Raw genomic sequence first — 15,578 nt, 5'->3', positions numbered from 1 at the left:
CCGCCAAGATCGCGGGAAGGGTCGGTTTCCGGTGGTCAGGCGCCGAACAGCTGGGTCCAGTACGTGCCTGCCGGGCCGCCGCCCGCGAAGCCGATCCCGATGTGGGTGAAGTCGGGTTCGAGGATGTTGGCGCGGTGGCCGGGGCTGTTCATCCAGCCGTCCACGACCTCGGCGGGGGAACGCTGGCCGCAGGCTATGTTCTCGCCGATCGAGCGCCGTCGTGCCCCCGCGGCGGCGGCCCGGTCCCAGGGCCGGCTTCCTTCTGGTGAGGTGTGCGAGTAGAAGGCGCGGGCCACCATGTCCGCGCTGTGTGCCTGAGCCGCGGTGGCGAGCAGGGGGTCGGTGGCCAGGGGCGGCAGACCGGCGCCGGCGCGCTCCCGGTTGGTGAGCGCGACGACCTCGGACACCGTCCGCGCCAGGTCGCCCGGGGTGAGCGGCCTGGCCCACAGCGCGGTCCAGTAGATGTCTCCCGACGGGCCGTCGCCGACGTACGCCAGCCCGGCATGCAGGAAGGCCCGCTCGCGCAGGATGCGGCCGGGCTGCTCCTCGCTCAGGCAGTACTCGACGAATTCGGCGGACGTACGCGGGCCGGAGACCAGGTGCTCGCCGACGGTGAGATACGTGTACCCGGCGGCGGTGACGCGCTGGTAGAGGGAGAGGCCGTCTCCGCCTTCGACGGCGAGGCGGCCCGCCGAGGCCATGGCACCGGCGTGGGCGCGGGCCGCCGAGGTCAGACGGGCGTCGAGGGCGACGGGCGGGGACCCGGCCGCGGCACGGGCGGAGTTGACCAGGCTGAGGAAGCCGTCCGGAGCGGGGGAGTCCGGCGCGCCCATGGCGGGGGAGTGGGAGCGGGCCTGCGGGACCGGCGGTGTCGAGGGCGTCGGCCAGGTTCCGGCGCGCGGTGCCGCCGGGGCAGTGGGGCGGGACGGCCGGGCCGACGGCGCGGGTGGGGACGCCGGTGTCGGGGCCGGGGCACGGCCCCGGGAAGCCCCTCGCGTCGCAGACCCGGGCTCCGCCCCGGGGGCCGTCGCCGTCCCGGTCCCTTCGTCGAGGACGTCCACGCCGAAGTCCCGCGCAAGCCCGGCGAGCCCGTCGGCGTAGCCCTGCCCCAGGGCCCGCAGCTTCCAGCCGCCGCCCCGCCGGTAGATCTCCGCGAGCAGCAGCACCGTCTCCTGGCCCGGGCGCGGCGGGGTGAAGCGGGCGAGTGGGCGGCCGGCGGGGGACGAGACGTGGAGCGTGGGCGCGGGCAGGCGGAGCAGGGGAGTGCCGGGCTCGGCCGGGCTGATCACCACCGTGACCCTGGTGGCTCCCGGGCGCAGCCTCAGCGGGTCCACGGTGAGGGTGTCGCCGGCGAGTCGGGCGCCCGGGGCTGAGGGCTGGTTGTAGAACACGAAGTCGCCGTCGCCGCGGACCCTGCCCCCGTCGTCCGTGATCAGCGCGGACACGTCGAAGGGGCCGGGCACCCGGACGGTGATGGCACCGTCCGGAAGGGGCATGTTGCCCCCGGGCACCAACTCGCTCATCCCGCCGCCCCGGTGTCGTCGCTCACGCCTCGATGGGCTCCACCGGACAACGTCCACCGGGGCGGCCGGGTTCCCGCCGGCTCAGTCCCGGGCAATCCCGGGAGCGATGTCCTCGTAGCGCTCGACGGGCTGTGCGGCACGCCGCGGCTTCGACTGCTTGCCGCAGAACGCGGACTCCAGCGAGCCCTGCATCGTGTTGAGCACGGCAACGTTGTTGGACGTGGTGGCCACCGCCGTGAAGCTGCGCCGGCCGTCCTTCGTGGCGAACGCGTACGTGTAGTAGCCCTGGACGACGCCCGTGTGCCCGTACACCGAGACTCCGCAGGACAGGTCGCGGCGCCCCAGCCCCAGTCCGTACCCCTGAGTGCGGCTGACCGGCACCATGCGCTCCATCTGCCGCAGCTGCGCCGGCGAGGTCAGCCGGCCGCCGAGCAGGGCGGAGAGGAACGTGTTCAGATCCTGCGTGGTGGAGATGATCGCACCCGAGCTCTGAGCCCAGGACATCGTCTGTTCGGTCGCGTCGACCAGGGGCGCGTCCTTCTGGTCCGGGGCGAGATAGCCCCTGGCGTGGCGGCCGGGGATCCGCGTGCCGGGGTGGACGTAGAAGGTGTCGCGCAGTTTCAGCGGCTTGAAGATGCGGTTCTCGTACTCCGTCCGTACGGAGTGGCCGGTCAGCTTCTCGATGAGCATGCCGGCGACGACGAAGTTGGTGTTGGAGTACGAGAACGTGCCCGGGGCGCCGGTGCGCGGGTGCCACAGCGAGCGCTTGACGAGCTCGCGGTAGGTGAAGACCTTGTTGCGGACCTCCTGGAAGCCGGGGACCGTCTTCGCGAACATCGTGTTCGTGTAGTCGTACAGGCCGCTTCGGTGGCCCAGGATCTCGCGCACCGTGATCGTGCGGTCCGGCAGCAGCCCCGGCAGATACCGGTCGACCGGAGCGTCCAGTCTCAGCTTGCCCTCGTCGGCCAGTTGCAGCAGCACGACGGTCGTGAAGGTCTTGGTGACGCTGCCGATACGGAAGCGGTCGGCGCTGCTGATCGTCCGTCTGCTTCTGCGGTCGGCGATGCCCATGGCGGACCCTTCGACCCTGCCGTGGTCGTCGATCCGGGCGATCGCGCCCGGTGCGCCCTGCTTCACCGCGGTGGCGAGACGGCCTTGAAGGCCGATCAGGTCCGGCCCGGGCAGCGGCGCGGTGGGGGTGGCGTGTGAGGGGACCACGAGCAGGGAGAGCACGACCGTTCCCAGGACCGTGCCCTTGGATGCGAGATGAGTCACATTCACGTGAGGCAACTTTCTTCCGTGTCGTCACATCTCCACAGTCGACGCACAGTTGGTCACCCACTGATCACTGAGCGATGTGGATTTGCAAAGTATTGCCATATATCGCACGGAAAGCGATATTTTAGTCTTTACATGGACATGACTCGTCCGAAAGGGTTTCTTGCCGGGGCCCGACCAGCCCCCATGGCGCTCAACAGCACCATGCGTCAAGGCAGTTGGTGATCCCGGCCGCCTTGCAAGGAAGGAACCCTCATCAGTGCGTAGACCGCACATACGCAGCGTGGCGGTTGCCATCGCCGTGACGACGGCCGCCACCGGCCTGGCCGGCACCGCCTTCGGCACCACCACGGGGACGGGTCGCACCGCTGCCACCGCCGGCACCTCGGCCGCGTCCGTGGTGTCCGCCGCCCGCGCGGCCGCCTTCGCCCACTCGTCCGCGACCGGCGTCTCCCAGGGCGACGAACTGCAGGCCGAGGACGTCATGATCGACCCGGAGGGTGCCCGGCACGTCCGGTTCACCCGGGCGCACCAGGGCATGCAGGTGCTCGGTGGCGACCTCGTCGTCCACCTCACCAGGCAGCTGACGTACGCGGGTGTCACCCGGGCCGCCGGACACACCGTCAAGCCCGCCGCCGCCACCGCCGCCAGGCTGTCGGCCGCCGAGGCCCAGCAGAAGGCGGCCACGGCCGCCAAGGGTGACGCCGGCACCGCCGAGCTCGTCGTGGACGCCCGCGACGGCGCGTCCGCTCTCGCCTACCAGGTGCCGGTCAGCGGCAGCGCTGCCGCCGAGGGCGCCGGGTCGCGGACGGTCGTCATCGACGCCGTCACCGGCAAGGTGCGCAGCAACACGCCCGACAGCGACGAGTTCCTCTCGCCCGCGCTGCTCGAGACCCTGCGCGAGCGCGGCGAGAAGCTCGACCCCGCCACGGGCGCCGGTGCGCAGACGGCCGGACTCGCGGCCGCGTCGGCCTCGTCGGCGTCCGCTGCCACCCGCTATCCGTCGACGGCCCACGGCACCGGCAAGTCCCTCTTCGTCGGCACGGTCCCGCTGACCACCACCCGCACGGCCCGCACCACCTACCTCCTCAAGGACCCGACCCGCTGGGGCACCGAGACCCGGGACGCCAAGGGCCAGGAACTGGAGAACTTCGCCCGCGGCAAGAAGATCACCACCACCAACGACGTCTTCGGCAACGGCAGGGTCACCAGCCGCAACACCGCCGCCGCCGACGCCCAGTACGGCATCACCGAGACCCTGGACTTCTACAAGAAGACCTTCGGTCGCAAGGGCATCGCGAACAACGGCAAGGGCGCCGAAGCCATGGTCCACTTCGGCAACAAGGTGGCCAACGCGTTCTGGGACTCGACCTGTGGCTGCATGCTCTACGGCGACGGCGACGGCGACACGTTCAAGAAGCCGCTGGTCGCGTTGGACGTCAGCGGCCACGAGCTGACCCATGGTGTCGTCGACGCCACCGCCAAGCTGGAGCCCACCCGCGTCGACGCGGACGGTAACCAGTACGGCGAGCCGGGCGCGCTGAACGAGTCCCTCGCCGACATCTTCGGCTCCAACGTCGAGTTCTTCGCGAACAACGCGTCGGACAAGCCGGACTACCTCATCGGCGAGAAGATGGGCCTGGCCCAGAAGTTCCTGCGCCGCCTCGACCACCCGTCGCTCGACCGGCTCGAGGGCACCATCGACTACTGGTCGCCCGAGGCGTACGACACCGAGGTGCACGCCGGCTCCGGCGTCTCCTCGCACGCGTACTACCTGCTCGCCGAGGGCAGCGGCCGGAAGACGATCGGCGGCGTCCAGTACGACTCGCCGACCTATGACGGCTCGACGGTCAAGGGCATCGGCCGCACCAAGGCCACGGCCATCTTCTACCGGGCCCTGACCCGCTACATGGTCTCCACGACCGACTTCCACGACGCGCGTGACGCGACGCTGAAGGCGGCCAAGGACCTCTACGGTGCCAACAGCACGGAGTACAACACGGTGGACCAGGCCTGGTCCGCCGTGAACGTCACCTCGGCCAACACCCCGGCCGCACACCGCTGACCGCAAAACGGTGACACCGGTCCGGGCGCCCCCGTCAGGTGGGGCGCCCGGATCTGGCGCATCTACCCTCTTGTGAAGGGTCCGGCAGCCACCGTACTGCGGCGACCGAACTGAAGTGCGACAATGCGTACGCGGGCTGCCGCTGCCGGTCTCCGCACACAGCTGTATCTCCCGCAGGTGAGCCCGAAGCCCGTCTGGCTGGAGGAGTGGATGTCCCCCGACAACCGTGGCGAGTGGCTCCGTCACCCCGAAGGACATCGCCCCGTGAAGGCCCGCTCCGTCCGGGCCGGCCGACTCGGCGCCCTCCTGCTGCTGGCCGGCGCCATCCAGGCCACCCCGGTGCACGCAACCGACGATCAGGCCCCGTCCACCGTGGTGGGCGCGCCCGCGGACCGCCGTGAGGTCGTCACCTGGGGGGCGAGCGCCGAACGCATGGACGGCGCGGTCGCCGACCGCGGTTACCGGCTCGTCGTCCACACCAGCACGGCCGGAAGCGACCTGCGGATACGGCTCTCCAACGCCTTCGGCGACCGGCCGGTGACCTTCGACAGCGTCTACGCCGGTCTGCGGCAGCAGGGCGCCCGGCTGGTCCCCGGCAGCAATCACCGGCTGACCTTCGACGGCGCCCGATCCGTCACCGTCCCCGCGGGCGCCGCCGCCCTCAGCGATCCGCTGCCCGGCCGACTGCCCGCCGCGACCGACCTCGCGGTCAGCATCCACTCACCGGACGCGGCGGGACCCGCGACCGGTCACTGGCTGGCCCTGCAGACGTCCTACACGACCCAGGGCGACCACACCGCCGAGGCGGGCGCCGCCCACTGGACGCAGACGACCGGCTCCTGGTTCTACCTGGACGCCGTCTCCGTGCGCCCGCCCGCCGGCACCGGGGCGGTCGTGGCCCTCGGCGATTCCATCACCGACGGCCGGCAGTCCACCAGCGACCTCGACCGCCGCTGGACCGACTACCTCGCCCGCCGGCTGCGGTCCTCCGGCAGCCATGTCAAAGGCGTGGCGGACGAAGGGATCTCCGGCAACCAGGTCCTCGCGGACGGCGGCGGCCAGAGCGCGCTGAAGCGTCTGCGGCGTGACGTCCTCTCCCAGCCGGGCGTCCGCACCGTCTTCCTCTTCGAAGGCGTCAACGACATCAAGGCCCACACCGGAGTCACCGCCCAGCACCTGATCGCCGGCTACCGCGAGATCGTCGAGCGGGCGCACGCGGGCGGGAAGTGCGTAGTCGCGGCGACCGTCGCCCCGTACAAGGGCTGGCCGGAATGGGATCCGGCCGGCGAGAAGGTACGGGGGGAAGTGAACCGGTTCATCCGCGGCAGCGGCGAGTTCGACGCCGTCACGGACTTCGACCATGTCCTGCGCAGCCCCTACGACCCGGAGCACGTGCGTACCGTCTTCGACAGCGGCGACCATCTCCACCCGAACGACAAGGGCATGCGGGCCCTGGCCGAAGCCGTCGACCCGACGAGCCTCGACTGTGCCGCCCGGCACCCCGGCGGCTGAGGTCAGCCCGACGCCGTCGGCTCCGGTGCGATCAGCCCCTGCCGGTAGGCGATCGCCACCGCCTCCGTACGGCTCGAAGCACCCAGCTTGGCCAGGATGTTGGAGACATGGACGCTGGCCGTCTTGCCGGTGATGAACAGCTCTTCGCCGATCTGCCGGTTGCTGCGGCCCCGGGCGAGGAGTCGCAGCACGTCCTGCTCCCGGGCGGTCAGCGGCGAGGGGCGCTCCCCGTCCGACGGGGCGGTGGCCAGGCGGCCGCGGCGTATCAGACCGTCTATTCGCTCCAGCAGGGGCACCGCGCCGAGCCGCTCTGCCACCGCTCGCGCCTCATGGGCCTGCACGGCCGCCTCCTCGCGCCGCTCGGCCGCCAACAGGGCCTCGGCGAACCGCACTTGGCAGCGGACCCGCTCGTACACGTCCCCGAAGCCGAACGCGGTCACCGCCTTCTCCCAGGCCGCCGCGTCCGGCCCGGACACCACCCGCAGCCACTCCGCCTCGGCGCGGGCCAGCCAGGCCATCCCCTCGGGCCCCTGCGGGCTGCCGTCCTCGCCGTGCAGGGCCGACTGCCGGGCGAGTTCGACCAGTTCGTCCGCGGTGTCCTTCCAGCGGTGCCACTCGCCGCCCGACGAGCGCAGTTCCATGGCCGAGTCGGCGACCGCCGTCAGGGCGAGCGCCGCGAACCGCACCGAGGCGTACGGGAGGTGGCCCGCCTCGTCGGTCAGCGCTGCGACCGTCGCCCGGGTACGCTCCACCGCCGCCTCCGGCTCGCCGCGCAGCACGGCGGCCTCGGTCAGCGCGATGCCCGCGACCAGCGTGGCCATCCAGTCGAAGGGCCCCTCCAGCAGCACCCGCGCCCGCTCGACGGCGCTCATGTCCCCACGGGCCAGCGCCACATACAGCGCGGGCCCCATCGCATAGCCGCCCGCCGAGGGCAGCACGGCCGCATCGGCCGCCGCGGCCCGCACACACTCGTCCCACCGGCCCAGCGTGTACAGCGCCAGCAGATGCAGATAACGCATCTCCAGCGGATACGGCGACGACAGCAGCCCGGCCCGCCGGGCCCGCTCCAGGCCCTCGGTCACCCACGGCAGACAGCCTTCGAGGTCACCCGCCTCGAAGCAGCCGACGGCCAGGTTGAACAGGGCGCGCATCTCCACCGGCGCGTTCCCCGCCCGCCGGGCCAGCTCCCGGGCCTCCTTGAGTCGCTCGCGGCCCTCGACGCTGCGCCGGCCGCCGCCCTCCAGGTTCGCCAGCGAGATGAGCAGGTCGGCCTGCGCGTCCGCGACCCGCAGCTGCTCGGCCACGCCCAGGGCCTGGTGGGCGACCCGCCGCGCCGTCTCGTCGTCCCCGATGTGGCGGGCCGCCATGACATGCGTGGCCGCCGCCCACACCCACGTCCGGGTCGGCGGCTCGGCCGGGATCATGGCGAGCGCCTCGCTGCTGTAGGCGAACGCGGCCGTCAGGTTGTCGACGCTCATCAGATTGCCGGCCAGGGTGTACCGGACCCGGGCGGCGAGTTCGGAGTCCGTGTCCTGGCCGATGCCGGCGAGAGCGGCCCGAGTGAGGGACACCGCCCGGTGCGAGTCACCGGCGTGCGCGGCCGCCGCCGAGGCGCGCAGTGTCAGCGTCACACGGTCGATGCCGTCGCCCGGGGGCCGGACCGCCGGGTCCACCGACGCCCACAGGTCGAGCGCGGTCTCCAGGTGCCGCAGCTCCTCGGCGGGCGCGCCCACCCGGCCGGCGTGGTCGGCCGCCTCCAGCGAGGCGGAGAGCGCCTCGGCCAGGTCATGGCTCTCGCGGTAGTGGTGGGCGCGCTCGGCGGCGCTCTCCGCAAGGTGCCCGCGTCCGGCGAGCAGCCGGGCGAACGCGCCGTGCAGCCGGGCCCGTTCGCCGGGCAGCAGATCCGCGTAGACCGCCTCCCGGGCCAGGGCGTGCCGGAAGGCGTAGGTGTCGGCGTCACCGGGGACCAGGAGCTGGCGGCCGATGGCCTCGCGCAGTGCCGCCTCCAGCTCGTCCTCGGGCAGCCCGACCGCCTCGCGCAGCAGGTCGTGCTCCACGCGCCGCCCGGCGACCGCGGCGGTGCGCAGCACCTGCTGGGCGGTGTCGGACAGCTGCTCGATGCGGATGAGGAGGACGTCGGCCAGGCCGCTGGGCACACCGCCCGCCTCCGTGTCGGTGGCCGCGAGCAACTCCTCCGCGTAGAAGGCGTTGCCCTCGGCGCGCTCGACGATCCCGCGGACCGTGGCCTCCGGCAGCGGGCGCTCCTGCAGCGCGCGCACCAGCCGGGTCACCTCGGCGTCCGCCATGGGGCGCAGCTCCAGCCGCTCCACGGCGGGCAGCCGTACCAGCTCGGCAAGGAGCGGGCGCAGGGGGTGGCGGCGGTGCAGATCGTCCGCCCGGTAGGAGGCGAACACCGCCAGCCGGTGCGTGGGCGCGCCGCCGGCCGACCGCTGCAGGATGCCGCGGCTGAGCAGGAAGCGCAGCAGGTCCCGGGAGGACTGGTCGGCCCAGTGCAGGTCCTCCAGGACCAGCAGCAGCGGAGCGATCTCCGACAGGTCGGCCAGCAGCCCCGCCATGCCCTCGAACAGCCGCAGCCGCCCACCGCCACTGTCGGGACGCGCGGCGAGACCTCCCTCGTCCCGCACCGCGTCCGTGCCCGCGCCCCGCAGCCGGTCCACCACCGGATGCCGGGCCAGCGCGTCCGCGAACCGTTCGTCGGCCGCCAGCGCGCCCAGGACCTCGGTGAACGGCAGATACGGCAGCCCGACGTCACCGAGGTCGACGCAGTGACCGGTGAGGACCGTCATCCCGGCCCGGGAGGCCCGCCCCGCGACCTCGTCCAGCACCCGGGTCTTGCCCACTCCGGCGTCCCCGGCGAGCAGCACGGCCCGGGCCTCCCCGCCCCGGGCACGCTCCAGCATCCCGGCGAGCCGGGCGATCTCCTCGTCCCGCCCTATGAGCGGTGTGGTGAACATGGTCTGCGGCACGTAACCATCCTGGCACGCGGCACTGACAAGTCCGCGGCGCTTCGGGAGCGCCCCAAAGGGGCGCGGGGCTGCATCGATTTACGGCTCCGCCGCGATGGGGGTCCCCCCGCTCGAGCGAAGCCGAGAGTGGGGGAGCGACCAGCCGCGACGTACCCGCAGACCATTCACTGCATGACCGGCGGAGCCTCAGCGCAGCGTCTCTGCCCAGTTCGAAGGCACCCGCCCCGCAGGGCCCGGCGCCGGCTGGTCCGCGGGATGGCTCACCGGGGGAGCGAGGTCGGGCCCGGACTCGTACAGCTCGTTGGTGTCGAAGTTCCAGAACCATTCCTCGCCCGGCTCGAAACTGCGGATCACGGGGTGGCCGGTGTCCCGGTAGTGGGCGGTGGCGTGCTTGGCGGGCGAGTCGTCGCAACAGCCGATGTGCCCGCACTGCGCGCAGCGCCGCAGATGGAACCACCAGCCGCCGGCCGCGTCGCACTCGACGCACCCGCTGCCGCTCGGGGGAACGCCGGGGTCGATTCCGTTGGCAGTGGTCATGTGGGCTCCTCCGGTGTGTCGTCGTCCGCCGCGGTCAGGGGCAGCAGGACCTGGAAGCGGGTGTCCCCGGGTTCGGACTCCACCTGGAGGGTGCCGTGGTGCTTGTTGACGACGATCCGCCAGGAGATGTCCAGACCCAGCCCGGTGCCCTCGCCCACCGGCTTGGTGGTGAAGAACGGGTCGAAGATGCGGCCGCGGATCTCCTGCGGCACGCCGGGCCCGGTGTCGCGGAACTCGACCAGCAGCCGGTCGTGGTCAAGAGCCGTCCGCACCGTCAGGGTGCCTTCCCCGCCGGTGCTGTTGATGGCGTGGACCGCGTTGTCGATCAGGTTGGTCCACACCTGGTTGAGCTCCGCCGGGTAGGCCGGGATCTTCGGCAGCGTGCGGTCGTAGTCCTTGACGACCTCGATCCGTGAGCCGATCTTGCCCGACAGCATCAGCAGCGTGCTGTCGAGGAGTTCGTGGACGTCGGCGTTCTGGTACGGGGCCCGGTCGAGCTGCGAGTACTGCTTGGCCGCGTCGACCAGGTGCGAGATACGCGTCGTGGAGTCCTCGATCTCGTCCATCAACAGCTCGGTCTCGACCGTGTAGTTGAGCCAGCCGATCGCGCCGGGCAGGATCTCCGGATCCACGTCCGCCGCGACCTGGTCCAGCCAGTCGATGTCCAGACCGGCCTGTACGAACGTGGGCGCGAGCCGCCAGCCGTCCGGGATGCCGTGGTCGTCGAGCCAGTCGGTGAGGGCGTCCTCCCGGTCCGCGGCCTCCAGCGGGCTCAGCGTCGGCGCCTTGGCGACGAGTTCGGCGGTGCGCTCCTGGACCTCGATGAGGTTCGCCAGGGCCTCGCGCGGATACGGGCCCGCGGAGATGACGCCCAGCTTGTGCCGCATCTTCGCGACCCGCTCGCGCAGCGTCGCGGTGGCCCGCACGGCCGCCGCCGCCGGATTGTTGAGCTCATGGGTCAGCCCGGCGGACAACGAGCCGAGTGCCAGCAGCCGTTCCCGCTGCCCGATGGCCCGCTGCGTGCTCTTCGAACCGAAGAACAGCCCCTCCAGCAGATGCACCGCCATCGGGAACCACTCCTGCATGACGGCCGCGAACGTGTCCGCGGGCAGCACGAAGAACCGCGTCTGCTCCGTCACGCGCATGGAGTTGTTGTACAGCTGCCGTACCCGGTCCCCGAGGTAGGCCTGCATGGCCCCCGAGTACACGCCGGGCTGCGAGGTGCGCGTCACCTCGATGTCGTCACCGCCGACCCGGCGGGACAGCACGACCGTGCCCTCGATCATCACGAAGAAGCAGGTGGCGGGCTCGCCCTCGGTGTACACGGGCCCCGGCTCGAACCGCTCCACCCGCCCCTCGCTGCACAGCCGCCCGAGCTGCTCCGGGGTGAGCTTCTCGAACAGGAACAGCGAGCCGATCTCCTGCGGGCTGCAGGGCACGACCTGCCCGCTCACGACTGCTCCAGATACCGGTGGACGAGCATCACGGCCATGGCTCCCTCTCCGACGGCGGACGCGACCCGTTTCGCGGACTCGGCGCGGGCGTCGCCCGCCACGAACACGCCGGGAATGTTGGTCTCCAGGTGGTACGGCGGCCGGTCCAGCTCCCAGTCCGCGGGCGGCCGCCCGTCCGGGGTCAGGTCGGGCCCGGCCAGGATGAACCCGTGCTCGTCGCGCAGCACCGTCCCGTCGAGCCAGTCGGTCAGCGGGGCCGCGCCGATGAACACGAACATCCACTGCGCGTCGACGAGTTCGGTCTCGCCGGTCTCCGTGTCGCGCAGGGTCAGCTGCTCCAGCCGGCCGGAGCCGTGCGCGGACTCGACGACCGTACGGGCGCGCACCGAGATGTTGGGTGCCTCGTTGATCTGCTGGATCAGGTAGTACGACATCGACGCGGACAGGTCCGGCCCGCGCACCAGAAGCGTCACCGACTTGGCGCCCCTGGACAGGTACATCGCCGCCTGCCCGGCCGAGTTGGCGCCGCCGACGATGTACACGTCGTGGCCCTGGCAGGAGGCCGCCTCGGTCAGCGCCGAGCCGTAGAACACCCCGCAGCCGGTCAGGTCGTTGCAGCCCGGCGCGTCCAGCTGCCGGTACGACACGCCGGTCGCCAGGATCACGCTGTGCGCGGCGACCGCCGAACCGTCGGAGAACCGCACGGTCCGCGCGGCCCCGTTGACCTCGAGCCCCGTCACCTGGCGCGCGGTGAGGATCTCGGCGCCGAACTTCGCCGCCTGCCGCCGCGCCCGGTCGGTCAGCTGCGCCCCGGACACGCCGTCGGGGAAGCCCAGGTAGTTCTCGATCCGCGAGCTCTGCCCCGCCTGCCCGCCGGTCGCCGACCGCTCCACGAGCACCGTCCGCAGCCCCTCCGATGCCCCGTAGACCGCGGCCCCGAGCCCGGCGGGCCCGCCGCCGATGACGACGAGGTCGTAGAAGTCCGCCGCCGGCGTCGTCGCCAGCCCCACCCGCGCCGCCAGCTCGGGCGCCTCCGGCTCGACCAGGGGCGTCCCGTCCGGAGTGATCACGAGCGGCAGCCGCTGCCCGTCCTGCCCGGCCGCCGCCAGCAGCCGCTTTCCCTCGGGCTCGTCCGCCGAGTACCAGCGGTAGGGCACCTGGTTGCGGGCCAGGAACTCCCGTACGTCCGAGGAACGCGCCGACCAGCGGTGGCCGACCACCTTGGTGCTGGGCACCGGCCGGAAGTCGCTGCAGCGCCACGCCTCCAGCAGGTCGTCCAGGACGGGGTAGAGCTTCTCCTCGGGCGGGTCCCAGGGCTTGAGCAGATAGTGGTCCAGGTCGACGACGTTGATCGCGTCGATGGCAGCGCTGGTGTCCGCGTACGCGGTCAGCAGCACCCGCCGGGCGCCCGGATACACGTCCAGGGCCTGCTCCAGGAACTCGATGCCGTTCATCTGCGGCATGCGGTAGTCCGCCAGGATCACGGCCACCAGGTCGCCGCGCAGCTTCAGCTCCCGCAGCGCATCCAGCGCGGACTCGCCGGACTCCGCGCGCACGATCCGGTACGACTCGCCGTAGCGCCGCCGCAGATCACGGGCGACGGCCCGGGAGACTCCCGGATCGTCGTCGACGGTCATGATGACGGTCCGCGCTGCGTCGGACGGCTGTGCCATGCGTCTCCCACCCCGAGTGGTCGGACTGACGGCCGGCGAGCCCTGTCGCAAAGGCAGTCGCCGCACCGGCTCCCGCCCATCGTATGTTCGATCGTCCCGCTTCGCTCCGGTATACGGCGAGGCCGCCGCTCAGCGGCGCCTCGACGAGAGCACGCAGCACTCGTTCCCCTCGGGATCCGCCAGCACCACCCACGGCTGCTCGCCCTGTCCGACGTCCACGCGCCGCGCGCCCGACGCAAGCAGCCGGGCCACCTCGGCGTCCTGGTCATCGGGACGGAAGTCGAGCTTTTCGGGCCGGATCTCGAACTCGTCGTGCCGCGTCGACGTTCACTTGCTCCCATTCCATGGCCATGGCAGGAGCCTGGTGAAGACTGGGTCCGAGTGACCTGATCACGAGACTGGGAGGCAGCCGCATGACCCGCCCGATCACCGCAGGTGTCGACGGAACCGAGGAGAGCATCGCGGCACTGCACTGGGCGGCCCGGGAGGCGGTCCGCCGGGGGCTGGCGCTGCGCGTGGTGCAGGCCTGGCGCTTCCAGCCGCACGAGGCGATCGACGCGGCGGACCCGGACACACAGGCCGGCTGGGTGCGGGACGCGCTGGCCGAGGCCGTGCGGAGTGTCACCGCGCGCCATCCGGACCTCGACGTCGCCGTGGACGTCGTGGCGGGGGAGACGGTCGACACGCTGCTCGAAGCGGCCGCTCAGGCCGAGATGCTGGTGCTCGGCTCGCGCGGGCACGGTCCCGTCGTCGGCTTCCTGCTCGGCTCCGTGGGCCAGCAGGTGATCGCCGAGGCGACCCGGCCGGTGGTGCTCGTGCGCGCGGGCGACCAGCCGGCGGCCGAGGCCGCCGGACGGGAGGTGGTCGTCGGCCAGCAGGGCCAGCCGGACGACAGCGCCGACACCCTGCGGTTCGCCTTCGAGACGGCGGCCGCCCGCGGCGCCACCGTACGTGCGGTGCGGGCCTGGACGCTGCCACCGGTGTTCGCGTACAGCCCGGGCTCGATGCACCTCCTCGACGAGGCCGGCGGCCTGGAACCGTTCGAGGCGAAGGCACTGGCCGCCGCACTGCGGCCCTGGCGGGAGCGCTTCCCCGATGTGCCCGTGATCGAGCACCTGGAGATCGGCAGTGCGGGCCAGGTGCTGCTGTCGGTGGCCGGGCGGGCCCAGCTGATGGTCGTCGGCCGGCGCGCGCACCGCACGGCCGTCGGCGCGCGCATCGGCTCGGTGGCGCACGGCGTCCTGCACCACGCCGACTGCCCGGTGGCCGTGGTCCCGCACGCCTGAGTCACTCGGGGGTGACCGGCTCCAGGGTCTCGCGCGCCTTGGGCAGCACGTTCTCGATGTAGTCCTCGACCGCCGTGTCCAGCCCTATGTCGTGCTGCGCGTGCTCGGACAGGTACCAGCGGTGTTCGAGCAGTTCGTGGTAGATCTCCGCCGGGTCCATCGCACCGCGCAGTTCGAGGGGTACGGCGCGCACGGTGGGCCGGAAGACGTCCCGTACCCAGCGGTGCGCCAGCACCTCGGGGCGGGCCGCGAGGGGGTCGCCGGGTGCGTAGTCGTCCTGGGTGGCCATCCAGCTCTCCAGGTCGTTCAGCAGCCGCCGCGCCTGGTTCTCCTCCGCGTCCAGGCCGGTCAGACGCAGCAGTTGGCGCTGGTGGTGGCCGGCGTCGACGACCTTGGGGACGAAGGTGACGGTGTCCCCGTTCGAGGAGTGCTGGATCTGCATCTCGGCCACGTCGAAACCGAGGTCGTTGAGGCGGCGGATGCGGCGCTCGATGTAGTGGTACTTGCCCGCCGGGTACACGGACGTGCGGGTGAGCTCCTGCCACAGGTCCCCGTAGCGGGCGCAGATCTCCATGCCGAACTCGACCGGGTCCACGGACGGGTGCAGCGCCCCCGAGGCCTCCAGGTCCAGCAGTTCGCCGCTGATGTTCACGCGGGCGAGGTCCAGGTCGTACTCGCGCTGCCCGCCGCTGAGCTGGGGATGCAGATCACCGGTCTCGGCGTCCACGAGGTAGGCGGCGTAGGCGCCCGCGTCACGCCGGAAGAGGGTGTTGGACAGCGAGCAGTCGCCCCACGCGAAGCCGGCGAGGTGCAGGCGCACCAGCAGCACGGCCAGGGCGTCCATGAGGCGGTGCATGGTGGCGGGGCGCATCGTCGTCTCGAACATCGAGCGGTACGGCTGTGAGCCGCGCAGATGCCGGGTGATCAGCACCGGTTCCAGCGGGTCGCCGTCCTGGCCGGCGCGTCCGGTGACCACGGCCAGCGGGTCCACCGCGGGGATGCCGAGCCGGTCCAGGTCGCGCAGCAGCTCGTACTCGCGCAGGGCGGGCCGTTCGGCGAGTTCCTTGACGGCGATCACCTCGTCGCCGGCGCGGGCGTAGCGCACGACGTGGCGGGATATGCCGCGCGGCAGCGGGACGAGGTATTCGTCGGGCCACTCCTCCAGGGGCAGGTGCCAGGGCAGGGCCAGCAGGAGCGCGGGGTGCTCCGGGTTCGTCGCGCTGATCTGCAGTGCCATGGCGTGCGTGTCCTTGCCTCGCGGGT

General features: G+C 72.3%; 10 protein-coding genes and 1 pseudogene. 3 read left to right on the top strand and 8 right to left on the bottom strand.

The window, feature by feature from the left end:
* Window positions 1-35 precede the first annotated feature (35 nt).
* Window positions 36-1,523 (bottom strand): CAP domain-containing protein, encoded by a 1,488-nt coding sequence (locus ACFY1U_RS42360; protein WP_390699411.1) that lies wholly within the window; start codon window positions 1,521-1,523, stop codon window positions 36-38.
* Window positions 1,524-1,604: 81 nt separating this feature from the next.
* Entirely contained in the window at window positions 1,605-2,798 is a 1,194-nt protein-coding gene (locus tag ACFY1U_RS42355) for a serine hydrolase domain-containing protein (RefSeq protein ID WP_390699410.1), read from the bottom strand.
* Between the two features lie 262 nt (window positions 2,799-3,060).
* Between ACFY1U_RS42355 and ACFY1U_RS42350 the strand changes: the two genes are divergently transcribed.
* Window positions 3,061-4,866, top strand: a complete 1,806-nt coding sequence (locus ACFY1U_RS42350; RefSeq protein WP_390699409.1) for a M4 family metallopeptidase — start codon at window positions 3,061-3,063, stop codon at window positions 4,864-4,866.
* Window positions 4,867-5,130: 264 nt separating this feature from the next.
* A complete protein-coding gene (locus ACFY1U_RS42345) occupies window positions 5,131-6,378 on the top strand; it encodes an SGNH/GDSL hydrolase family protein (RefSeq protein WP_390699564.1) in 1,248 nt (415 codons plus the stop codon).
* Window positions 6,379-6,380: 2 nt separating this feature from the next.
* Here the strand turns inward: ACFY1U_RS42345 and ACFY1U_RS42340 are convergent, their stop codons facing one another.
* The 5 genes and pseudogenes from ACFY1U_RS42340 to ACFY1U_RS42320 form a co-directional block, all read right to left on the bottom strand.
* Entirely contained in the window at window positions 6,381-9,353 is a 2,973-nt protein-coding gene (locus ACFY1U_RS42340) for an AAA family ATPase (protein ID WP_390699563.1), read from the bottom strand.
* A gap of 198 nt (window positions 9,354-9,551) precedes the next feature.
* A complete protein-coding gene (locus ACFY1U_RS42335; protein ID WP_390699408.1) occupies window positions 9,552-9,902 on the bottom strand; it encodes a UBP-type zinc finger domain-containing protein in 351 nt (116 codons plus the stop codon).
* Window positions 9,899-11,356, bottom strand: coding sequence for an ATP-binding protein (locus tag ACFY1U_RS42330; RefSeq protein ID WP_390699407.1), 1,458 nt, complete (start codon window positions 11,354-11,356; stop codon window positions 9,899-9,901). The genes ACFY1U_RS42335 and ACFY1U_RS42330 overlap by 4 nt, the downstream gene beginning before the upstream one ends.
* On the bottom strand, window positions 11,353-13,029 hold the full coding sequence (locus ACFY1U_RS42325; protein WP_390699406.1) for an FAD-dependent oxidoreductase: 1,677 nt from the start codon (window positions 13,027-13,029) through the stop codon (window positions 11,353-11,355). The genes ACFY1U_RS42330 and ACFY1U_RS42325 overlap by 4 nt, the downstream gene beginning before the upstream one ends.
* 129 nt (window positions 13,030-13,158) lie before the next feature.
* Window positions 13,159-13,381 (bottom strand): annotated as a pseudogene (locus tag ACFY1U_RS42320) (VOC family protein).
* A 61-nt stretch (window positions 13,382-13,442) separates the two neighbouring features.
* Between ACFY1U_RS42320 and ACFY1U_RS42315 the strand changes: the two are divergent.
* Window positions 13,443-14,315, top strand: coding sequence for a universal stress protein (locus ACFY1U_RS42315; RefSeq protein WP_390699405.1), 873 nt, complete (start codon window positions 13,443-13,445; stop codon window positions 14,313-14,315).
* A 1-nt stretch (window position 14,316) separates the two neighbouring features.
* Here ACFY1U_RS42315 and ACFY1U_RS42310 read toward each other — a convergent pair whose 3' ends face one another.
* Window positions 14,317-15,552: a DUF4032 domain-containing protein gene (locus tag ACFY1U_RS42310; protein ID WP_390699404.1), complete on the bottom strand. Its 1,236-nt coding sequence runs from the start codon at window positions 15,550-15,552 to the stop codon at window positions 14,317-14,319.
* Window positions 15,553-15,578: the final 26 nt, after the last annotated feature.

The organism is Streptomyces sp. NPDC001351 (assembly GCF_042896045.1).
Lineage (GTDB): Bacteria > Actinomycetota > Actinomycetes > Streptomycetales > Streptomycetaceae > Streptomyces.
Note: the sequence above shows the minus strand (reverse complement) of the source record. Positions and strands in the feature narration are given on the sequence as shown.

Bases quoted from the DNA above. Each gene is read 5' to 3' on its own strand.
- ACFY1U_RS42360 (WP_390699411.1), bottom strand. From the start codon at position 1,523: ATGAGCGAGTTGGTGCCCGGGGGCAACATGCCCCTTCCGGACGGTGCC.
- ACFY1U_RS42340 (WP_390699563.1), bottom strand. From the start codon at position 9,353: ATGTTCACCACACCGCTCATAGGGCGGGACGAGGAGATCGCCCGGCTC.
- ACFY1U_RS42335 (WP_390699408.1), bottom strand. From the start codon at position 9,902: ATGACCACTGCCAACGGAATCGACCCCGGCGTTCCCCCGAGCGGCAGC.
- ACFY1U_RS42325 (WP_390699406.1), bottom strand. From the start codon at position 13,029: ATGGCACAGCCGTCCGACGCAGCGCGGACCGTCATCATGACCGTCGAC.
- ACFY1U_RS42315 (WP_390699405.1), top strand. From the start codon at position 13,443: ATGACCCGCCCGATCACCGCAGGTGTCGACGGAACCGAGGAGAGCATC.
- ACFY1U_RS42310 (WP_390699404.1), bottom strand. From the start codon at position 15,552: ATGGCACTGCAGATCAGCGCGACGAACCCGGAGCACCCCGCGCTCCTG.